Raw genomic sequence first — 8,565 nt, forward strand, 5'->3', positions numbered from 1 at the left:
GCTCCGGCACGACAACCCTGTCCTGCCGGCCCCGTGCGGTACGGGCTCGACCGGCCGGTGGGACGGTCGAGCCCCGTCGGCCGGCGCGGCCACGGCGACTGCTTCGACGGAGGCGGGGCAGCGGCGGACCGGTCCAGGGGCGACGCTCGTCGGAGCGCACCACGACGGCATCGGTCCGTCGTCCGATCTCCCGGTTCGGGACGGCCGGCAACGGCCACCGAGCCGCCACGCCGACCGTCCGACAGAGTGGTCGGACACGGCCCCCTACCCGGTGCGCGACGGCTTCGCCCGGCGTTGTCGCAGGCCACCGGTCCGAGGACCTCACGTGCCCGCCGGCCGAGAGCCCCCGTCGCGATCATCATCGCGGCGAGACCATACGGTGAATGGCCCGGGTCGTGCAACAGTTCGCGGCGCGGCACCCGAGGTGCACGCCGACGTCATCGCCGTCGACCAGGACTCCCCTGGGCAAGCAGGGCACCGTGGTCTCCTCCTCCGGCGGACTCGTCATGACGACCGAGCAGTTGGCCGACGGAGACCGCTCGGTCACCCTCCCCGACGAGAACGCCTCCACGGCCACCGTCAGCACCACGGCCGCCGCCGCAGGGCTGCCGGCCGCGTCCTCGTACCGGCTCACCAGCCTGTGGTCCAGAGCGGTCTCCTCGACCGGCGGCACCATCACCGCCGCAGGTGAGCTGCACCTCTACAACGGCGCGCACTGCCTCGATGCCTACGACGGTCGGACCGCCCCCGGCACCGTGGTGCGGCCGGGGAACCGCAACGGCGGTGCCAACCAGAAGCGGAGCCTGAGCCGCTCCCTCCCGAACCGCCGTTCGGCCGACCCGGTACGTGTGCGCACGCGTACCGGGTCACTACCGGCTTTACCACCCGGGGCTGAGGACCGGCCGCAGTGATGACGAGCCGTTTCTCCACCCGCCCTAGACGGGCGCGGCAGAGGAGGTGGCCGGGCTCGCGGGGGAGGGGGGCCCGGAGCGGAGTACGAGTCCGCAGATGACCGCGCCCGCGGCGAAGATGGCCCCGGCCCAGGTGAAGGCCACGGTGTAGCTGTGGATTGCCGCGTTCGCCTCGTTCACCGGGGTCGGGGCCCGCCCGACCAGGTAGGCGGTCAGCGCGGAGGCCGCCAGTGAGTTGAGCAGGGAGGTGCCGATCGATCCGCCGATCTGCTGCATCGTCTGCACCGTCGCGGAGGCGACACCGGCGTCGACCGGCCGCACGCCGGAAGTGGCGGTGTTCATCGAGGGGGCCATGACGGACCCGATTCCGAAACCCACGAGCAACAGCGGACCGAGGATGTCGGCGACGTAGGTGCTGTGCAGGCTGATGCCGGTCAGCCAGAACATTCCGCCGCAGGCGGCGAGCATCCCGACGACGGCCAGGACGCGTGGGCCGAACTTCGGGAGCAGCTTGATGTTGGAGGCCGTGGACGCGCACATCAGCGCCGCCACCATGGGGAGGAACACCAGCCCGGTCCTGATAGGTGAGTAGTGCAGGATCTGCTGCAGGTAGTAGGTCAGGAACAGGAAGACGCCGAACATCCCCACGCCCACGATGAACACACCGATGAAGGACCCGGCCCGGTTCCGGTCGCGCAGGACCCGCAGCGGCAGCAGTGGGCTGGAGGCACGGGTCTGCCACCAGAAGAATCCGGCGATCAGCACCGCTCCGACCGCGAGGAAGCCCCAGGTGCTCGGCGCGCTCCAGGGATGGGACTCGGCGTTGGAGAACCCGTAGACCACGCAGAACAGACCTGCGGAGATGATGGCGGCACCGAGAAGATCGAGACGGGGCCGTTGCGAGGACGGTTCCTTGCGGGGGATCAGCATGAGCGCGCCGGCGATGGCGACGACGCTGAAGGCGACGTTGACCAGCAAGGTCCAGCGCCAACTGAGGTATTCGGTCAGGACGCCACCGAGCAGGAGTCCGATCGCCGCGCCGGAGCCGGCGATGCCGCCGAAGACGGCGAAGGCCGTGGCGCGTTCGTCGGGTTTGGTGTAGGTCGTGGTCAGCAGCGACAGTGCGGCCGGCGCCAGGATCGCCCCGGCCGCGCCCTGCAGCGCGCGGGCGAGGACCAGTACCGCGAAGGAAGGCGCTACGCCGCCGAGGAGCGAAGCCGCGCCGAACGCGGCCAGGCCCGTCAGGAAGGTCTTGCGCTGCCCGATCAGGTCGGAGATCCGCCCCGAGAGCAGGAGGAGACTGCCGAAGGCGAGGGAGTAGGCGGTGACGACCCACTGACGGGAGCCGTTGGAGAACCCGAGGTCTTCCTGCGCCTGGGGCAGCGCGATGTTCACGATGCTCACGTCGAGGACGATCATCAACTGGGCCAGGCCGACCACACCGAGGATCAGCCAATGTCCGGAAGGGCGTGCATGGCCCGCAGGGCCCCCGTGCCTCCCTCCTGCGGCCGGCCGTGACTCCTTCGCGTCGCTCATCGGGCGGTCCTCAAGGTGGAGTGCGGGAAGCCTCGCAGTGGGTGGGCGGCACGACCGGTGGCGCTGTCTCCCCGGAGGCCGTCCGCGCTCCCACGGCTCAGACTCACACGGCGCCACGCCCGCCGCAGTGCGGCGTCGGGATCAGTCGGCCAGACGGGTTCCCGGCCCGCGGGCAGTACAGGCTCAGCCAGGACGGCACGGAGCGGTCCTTCGCCGAGGCAGTACGGATGAGCGCGCCGACTCCTGACGACGGGTTCGCCCACCTCGTCGGTCACGGGGCGGCCGTGCTCGTGTGATCACGATCGGCGCGGTCGGACACCGGGGTGAAGCACACTGGGCGAAGCTGCCGGTGTCGATCCCGGCAGGGCGTCGAGCTCGACCGGGCGTCGAGCTCGGCGCGGATGTCCGGCCGGGGTCTCAGCCTCGCGTCGCGGCGGCGACGATCCAGTTCCGGAACTCGACCGCGTAGTGCCGCAGGTGGTGCTCCAGGACGTCCGGGGGGCACGTGGTGGGGACGTAGACCGTCAGGCTCGCGGTGAATCCGTCGGCGGTGTCACCGAACTGGGTCAGGGCCCGTCCGACGATCGTGCCGTCGGCCAGGAAGAGGTTCGAGGACATCTTGTGCGGAAACTCGGACTCCGGGAGGAGTTCTTCCGCGTCAGCGGCCCAGGCCATCGCGTCCGTGCCCCAGCCACCCATGAAGAAGGAACAGACGTGGGGGCCGATGTTCTCCACCACGTTGAACGCGCCGTCGGCGCCGGGGGCCATGACGTAGTGCTCCGGGTGCGCCGCGAGGAGCGCGTCCTCGCCGCCCGCGAAGGCCTTCTCCATCCAGGAGAGGAAGTCGGCCGAGGTAAGGCCTTCCGTCGCGAGCACCGTGGTGCCCGCTTCGAACGTGCCGTCGGAGGCGAGGGCGCTGTCCCGCAGGAAGGCGTTGCCCTCCTCGATGTCCGCGGCCAGCAGATCGAGCAGGCCCTGGCGGCCCAGCCGCTTCCGGAAGCGGTCCAGGGAGCGGCGGGAATAGAAGAGCTCCAGGTCGTCGATGCTTCCTCCGCCGGTCGGCCCCGACCGGAGCGTCACGGTCACGGGCGGGGGCGTCTGGTTGTCGGGCATGGGTGGACCTCCTTATTTTGTGAACGCGAATTCACGTTCACAAAACGAAGATACCCAGAGGGGTGCACGACTTGTCAACGGATCCGCCGAGATCACCGCCGGTACGATGCGTCACATGAATGAGGAGCCAGGTCGTCCCGCGCCCTACCGGGAGCCCCGGCAGGCGCGCAGCGCCGCGACCCTGGCTCGCGTGCTCCGGGCGGCCGAGGAGGTCGCCTCCTCGGCCGGTCTGGAAGAGATGACGATGTCCGGCGTCGCGGAGCGCGCCGGCGTCTCGGTGGGCACGATCTACCGTCGCTTCGAGGACAAGGACCAGCTGATCGCCGCCCTCAGCGAGCGGATGCTGGAGCAGCGCGAGGAGTACGTGGCCGAGCGGCTGCGCGGAGCCGAGCCCTCGCTCGTAGGCGTCATGGACGCCTACGCCCGCGCCCTGCTGCAGTCCTTCACCGACAACAACGTCTTCTCCGAGCTGCTCCGCGCGCGCGGAGCCAGGTCGCCGGACCGCGGGGCCCGCGCCATCCTCGAAATCCACCGCCTTCTGCTCGAAGCGGCAGCCCCCTACACCGGCGAGATCCGGCGATCCGCTCCCGAGGTCGCCCTCGACACGGCGGCCCGAGCGCTTCTGGGAGCCTGCTTCCACAACTCGGTGCGCCCCGACCCGGCCACGGGGGAGGAGGCGGTGAACCGGTACGCGGAAGAACTCAGCGACATGGCCGTCGCCTACCTCCTCACTCCCGATCGCCGCGCTCGAACCTGAGGGGTTCTCGCGTCCGGGGCCCCGGCGGGCACTGTCACCTCGGTGCGGGGCGGTGCCATCGGGTCACTCCCTGCCGGTCGGCGGAAGCCCCGCCATCAGCGGGGCGGGGCCGCCGACGGCGCGGACTCCCGGACCGTCAGCCGGGTCGGCAGGATCAGCGGGTTCGGGTCGTGCCCGTCGATGGCGTTGACCAGCATCCGTGCCATCTCGTGCCCCAGCGCCCTGACCGGCTGACGCACCGTGGTCAACGGCGGGTTGGCGTGCCGAGCCCCGGCCAGGTCGTCGAAGCCGATCACCGAGACGTCCTCGGGCACCCGAAGTCCCCGCCGGTGCAGCACCTGGAGTGCGCCGATCGCCATCCCGTCCGACGCCGCGAAGACCGCGTCCAACCGGGGATGGGCGTCCAGCAGGCGCTCCATCGCCTCCGCGCCGCCTTCCACCAGGAACGCGCCGGAGGAAACACCCAACAGCGGGACGCCGGCCAGCGTCAGTCCCTCGGTGAAGCCCTGCTCGCGGGCCACCGAGACCAGGCTGTCCACCTGACCGGTGATCATGACCGGTCTGGTCCGCCCGGTGCGCGCGAAGTGGTCGGCGGCCAGCCTTGCCCCGCCCCTGTTGTCGGCGTCCACGTACCAGCGGGGCTCCCCGGTCAGGGGCAGTCCGCCGAAGACGACCGGCATCCCGGCGTCTTCGGCCAGCCGCCCCAGAGGGTCGTCGCCCCGCAGCGCCATCAGCATGATGCCGTCGGCTCGGCGGGAGCGGACCATCTGCCGCAGGCGGCTGCGGCCGCGGGGTGAGTTGGCGAGCACCAGGATGAGTTCCAGGTCGGTCTCGTCCAGAGCCGCGCTGACACCGACGACGACCTCGGCGAAGAACGGATCCGCGAACAGGCCGGCCTCGTCACTGGAAGCCGCCAGAACCACCGCTCCCGCCCTGTTGCCGGCCAGTGCCCGCGCTGTGGAGTTCGGTACGTATCCCAGCTCACGGACGGCACGTTCGACGGCGTCCCGCTTGGCCCGGCTCACGTGCGGGACGTTGTTGACCGCCCGGGAAGCCACGGTGCGCGACACGCCCGCTCTCGCGGCCACCTCGTCGAGGGTCGGCATGCGCCTGGGCGTCGGCTGCATCGGAAGACGTGCTCCTCGGAGATCTGCTGGTGGTCACGGTGATGATCCCACGCCCTGTGCCGGCCGAGCGGTGGCCCGGCTCTGCGCGGACGGGCCGTCCGCCGGGAGGTCGCGGCAGGAGGCGACTTCGGTTGCCGGACCTCGAACTCCCCGGGTCCCGCTCGGGCGTCCCGCCCGGTGTGCCGGGCATGCCGTTACGTCCTGGTGCGCTGCGGAGCTTCGGCAGATGGTGCCGGAGTGGTGACGGTACTCGACGCATGCCCCGTCGACCACGGGCCTCGGTCGTGTTCGGGCCCCGGGCGCAGCGGTGGTTCCTCCGCCAGGTGCCGACCGGCGAGAGCTTCCTCCTCTCGGCGCGAGAAAGGTGGTAGCGCTTCCAGTTTTCGTCCAGTTGGCGTCGTTCGGACGTGAACAGGTAATCGTGCAAGGCCCCTTGACAGCATGAATCACAGCCAAGACGATACCGGCCATACCCCGTGGTGCTCGATGCACAACTGGGAGCGCTTCCAGTGGGAGCGCTCCCAATCGCAGTCCGTCTTTCCAGTCCGTGATGTACGTCCGGCCCGAGCCGCGGGTCGTCCGTGACGTCGTACACCACGTTTCCGTCGCGCCGCACGCCCAGGACGAGAGCCGTGCGGCGTCACCCCCCGTCAGGAACCGAGGTACTCCCATGCGTCACCTCCTCCGTACGATGACCGCGGCGCTGCTGGCCCTGCCGCTGGCCCTCGTCGCCTCCGCGCCCGCCCAGGCGGCGGATCCGACCACGCTCACCAGCGGCTTCTACGTCGACCCCAACTCCAGCCCGGCCCTGTGGGCCGCCGCCAACCCCGGTGACGGCCGAGCGCCCGCCATCCGCGACAACATCGCCACGAAGCCCCTGGCCCGCTGGTTCGGCAACTGGAGCGGCACCATAGGAACCGCGACCGGGGCTTACGTCGGTGCGGCCGACGCCGCGGACAAGCTGCCCGTCCTCGTGGCCTACAACATCCCCAACCGCGACATCTGCGGCGGGCAGTCCGGTGGCGGGGCGGGGTCCGTCGCCGCTTACAACGAGTGGATAGCCGCGTTCGCGAGCGGGATCGGCAGCCGGCCCGCCGTCGTCGTCCTGGAACCGGACGCCCTCGGGGACACCAGCTGCATGACCGCCGCCCAGATCGCCGAGCGCAACAGCCTGCTCAACAACGCGATCACTCAGTTCAGCCAGAAGGCACCCAACGCCTGGGTCTATCTGGACGCGGGCAACCCGGGCTGGCGCAGCGCCACCGCGATGGCCGCGAGTCTGAACGCGGCTGGTCTGAGCCGCACCCGGGGATTCTCGCTGAACGTCTCCAACCACTACACCACCGCACAGAACATCACCTACGCCAACGCGGTCAACGCCGCGCTGAGTTCGTCCAACGGATACACCAAGCCGTTCGTCGTGGACACCAGCCGCAACGGCAACGGCTCCAGCAACGCCGAATGGTGCAACTCCGCCGGCCGCAGGATCGGAACCCCCACCCAGAAGGGCGGCGGCGCGGAGATGCTCCTGTGGATCAAGACCCCGGGCGAGTCCGACGGCAACTGCGGGGTCGGATCCGGTTCCGTGGCAGGCCAGTTCCTTCCCGAGACCGCCTACAAGATGATCTACGGCTACTGATCTTCCGGACCCTGACGGCCCGTTCCTCGCCAGTCCGGTACCGGCCCTTTCCTCCCCAGTCCGGTACCGGCCCGCTTCCTCTCCCGTCCCGCCGAACCTGCCGGCGGACCCTCCGCAGCCGCTCGATCCCAGACCAGGAGTCTCCATGCGTTTCCGAACCTTCCGGCGCCGCACAGCCGTCGTCACCGCGGCGCTCACCGCCTGCGCCGCGCTCGCGGCCACCGCTGCCCAGGCCGCGCCCGCTCCCGCCGAGGAAACCGTCACCCCGGCCACGAAGTTCTACGTCGACCCGAACAGCAACGCTGCCCGGCAGGCCATCGACGACCTGAAGGGTGGAAAGATCGAAGACGGCCTGAACATGGCGAAGTTGGCGAGCTACCCGCAGGCCGCGTGGTTCACGGGGGGCACGCCCGCCGAAGTCCGTTCCGGCGTAGCCAAGTTGGTCCGTAAGGCCGCGATCACCCGCCGGGTCCCGGTCCTGGTGGCGTACAACATCCCCGGCCGCGACTGCAGCCTCTACTCCAGCGGTGGGGCCGACTCCTCCGCCGCCTACCGCCAGTGGATCGACGCGTTCGCCCAGGGCATCGGCAGCAGCAAGGCCGTGGTCATCGTCGAGCCCGACGGCCTGGCAGCCCTGCCCAAGGACTGTGCCGGGGACGTCGACCCGACCGGAGAACTCACCACCCACCGTGTGTCGGACCTCGACTACGCGGTGGGCACCCTGAAGAGCGGGGCGAACACCTCGGTCTATCTGGACGCGGGCAACAGCCAGTGGCGGTCCGTCGGCGACATCGCGCAGCGGCTCCTGGACGCGGGCGTCGAGGGGAGCGACGGCTTCGTCCTGAACATATCCAACTACCAGCCCACCGATCAGACCTCGCACTACGGAACCTGGATATCCCAGTGCATGTGGTTCGCCACGAAGGGGCCCGAATGGGCTCGTGGCCACGCCGACTGGTGCGCGAGCCAGTTCTACTCGCCGGCCGCTCCCAACGACGGGGCCCCGGGCAATGCGGTCACCTCGACCGACCCCTCGACCTGGCACTGGACGGATGCCTGGTACGACCAGAACGCGGGCAGTCCCGCCGGCGAGGAACTGGCGCACTTCTTGGTCGACACCAGCCGCAACGGAAAGGGGCCGTGGACCCCGACGCCGGGAAAGTACGCCGGTGACCCGGAGACCTGGTGCAACCCGCCCGGTCGCGGCATGGGCCCGCGCCCGACCGCCGACACCGGAGTCCCGCTCGTGGACGCCTACCTGTACGTGAAGACCATCGGTGAGTCCGACGGCAGTTGCACCCGCAACACGGGCGGCACGATCGACCCCGAGTACGGCGTCGTCGACCCCGCCGCCGGAGTCTGGTGGCCCGAACAGGCGCACGAGCTCGCCCGCAACGCGGAACCCCGTCTGACGCTCAACCACTGGTCCGGACTCTGACGAGCCCGGTGCGAGCGACGGAGCGGCCGGGGCCAGTACCGGCC

General features: G+C 70.4%; 7 protein-coding genes. 4 read left to right on the forward strand and 3 right to left on the reverse strand.

Translation table 11 applies throughout. From position 1 onward, the window contains the following. The first annotated feature begins 479 nt into the window (after nucleotides 1-479). On the forward strand, nucleotides 480-911 hold the full coding sequence (locus tag ACFWEP_RS26995; RefSeq protein WP_387373713.1) for a hypothetical protein: 432 nt from the start codon (nucleotides 480-482) through the stop codon (nucleotides 909-911). Between the two features lie 24 nt (nucleotides 912-935). Here ACFWEP_RS26995 and ACFWEP_RS27000 read toward each other — a convergent pair whose 3' ends face one another. After that, complete coding sequence (locus tag ACFWEP_RS27000) at nucleotides 936-2,447, reverse strand: MFS transporter (RefSeq protein WP_387373715.1); 1,512 nt, start codon at nucleotides 2,445-2,447, stop codon at nucleotides 936-938. A gap of 417 nt (nucleotides 2,448-2,864) precedes the next feature. Continuing rightward, nucleotides 2,865-3,560 carry a hypothetical protein gene (locus ACFWEP_RS27005; protein ID WP_387373717.1) on the reverse strand — a complete coding sequence of 232 codons (696 nt, stop codon included), beginning with the start codon at nucleotides 3,558-3,560 and terminating at the stop codon, nucleotides 2,865-2,867. A gap of 115 nt (nucleotides 3,561-3,675) precedes the next feature. Between ACFWEP_RS27005 and ACFWEP_RS27010 the strand changes: the two genes are divergently transcribed. Then, complete coding sequence (locus ACFWEP_RS27010; RefSeq protein WP_387373719.1) at nucleotides 3,676-4,317, forward strand: TetR/AcrR family transcriptional regulator; 642 nt, start codon at nucleotides 3,676-3,678, stop codon at nucleotides 4,315-4,317. 95 nt (nucleotides 4,318-4,412) lie between these two features. Here ACFWEP_RS27010 and ACFWEP_RS27015 read toward each other — a convergent pair whose 3' ends face one another. Beyond that, nucleotides 4,413-5,444 carry a LacI family DNA-binding transcriptional regulator gene (locus ACFWEP_RS27015; RefSeq protein WP_387373721.1) on the reverse strand — a complete coding sequence of 344 codons (1,032 nt, stop codon included), beginning with the start codon at nucleotides 5,442-5,444 and terminating at the stop codon, nucleotides 4,413-4,415. A gap of 670 nt (nucleotides 5,445-6,114) precedes the next feature. Between ACFWEP_RS27015 and ACFWEP_RS27020 the strand changes: the two genes are divergently transcribed. Next, nucleotides 6,115-7,083: a glycoside hydrolase family 6 protein gene (locus tag ACFWEP_RS27020; protein ID WP_387373723.1), complete on the forward strand. Its 969-nt coding sequence runs from the start codon at nucleotides 6,115-6,117 to the stop codon at nucleotides 7,081-7,083. Between the two features lie 145 nt (nucleotides 7,084-7,228). After that, nucleotides 7,229-8,521: a glycoside hydrolase family 6 protein gene (locus ACFWEP_RS27025; protein ID WP_387373725.1), complete on the forward strand. Its 1,293-nt coding sequence runs from the start codon at nucleotides 7,229-7,231 to the stop codon at nucleotides 8,519-8,521. Nucleotides 8,522-8,565: the final 44 nt, after the last annotated feature.

The sequence above is a fragment of the Streptomyces sp. NPDC060198 genome, assembly GCF_042728415.1.
Classification (GTDB): Bacteria; Actinomycetota; Actinomycetes; order Streptomycetales; family Streptomycetaceae; genus Streptomyces.

Excerpts from the sequence above, each read along its gene's own strand:
- ACFWEP_RS27025 (WP_387373725.1), top strand. The coding sequence starts at position 7,229 with ATGCGTTTCCGAACCTTCCGGCGCCGCACAGCCGTCGTCACCGCGGCG.
- ACFWEP_RS27015 (WP_387373721.1), bottom strand. The coding sequence starts at position 5,444 with ATGCAGCCGACGCCCAGGCGCATGCCGACCCTCGACGAGGTGGCCGCG.
- ACFWEP_RS27005 (WP_387373717.1), bottom strand. The coding sequence starts at position 3,560 with ATGCCCGACAACCAGACGCCCCCGCCCGTGACCGTGACGCTCCGGTCG.
- ACFWEP_RS27000 (WP_387373715.1), bottom strand. The coding sequence starts at position 2,447 with ATGAGCGACGCGAAGGAGTCACGGCCGGCCGCAGGAGGGAGGCACGGG.
- ACFWEP_RS27010 (WP_387373719.1), top strand. The coding sequence starts at position 3,676 with ATGAATGAGGAGCCAGGTCGTCCCGCGCCCTACCGGGAGCCCCGGCAG.
- ACFWEP_RS27020 (WP_387373723.1), top strand. The coding sequence starts at position 6,115 with ATGCGTCACCTCCTCCGTACGATGACCGCGGCGCTGCTGGCCCTGCCG.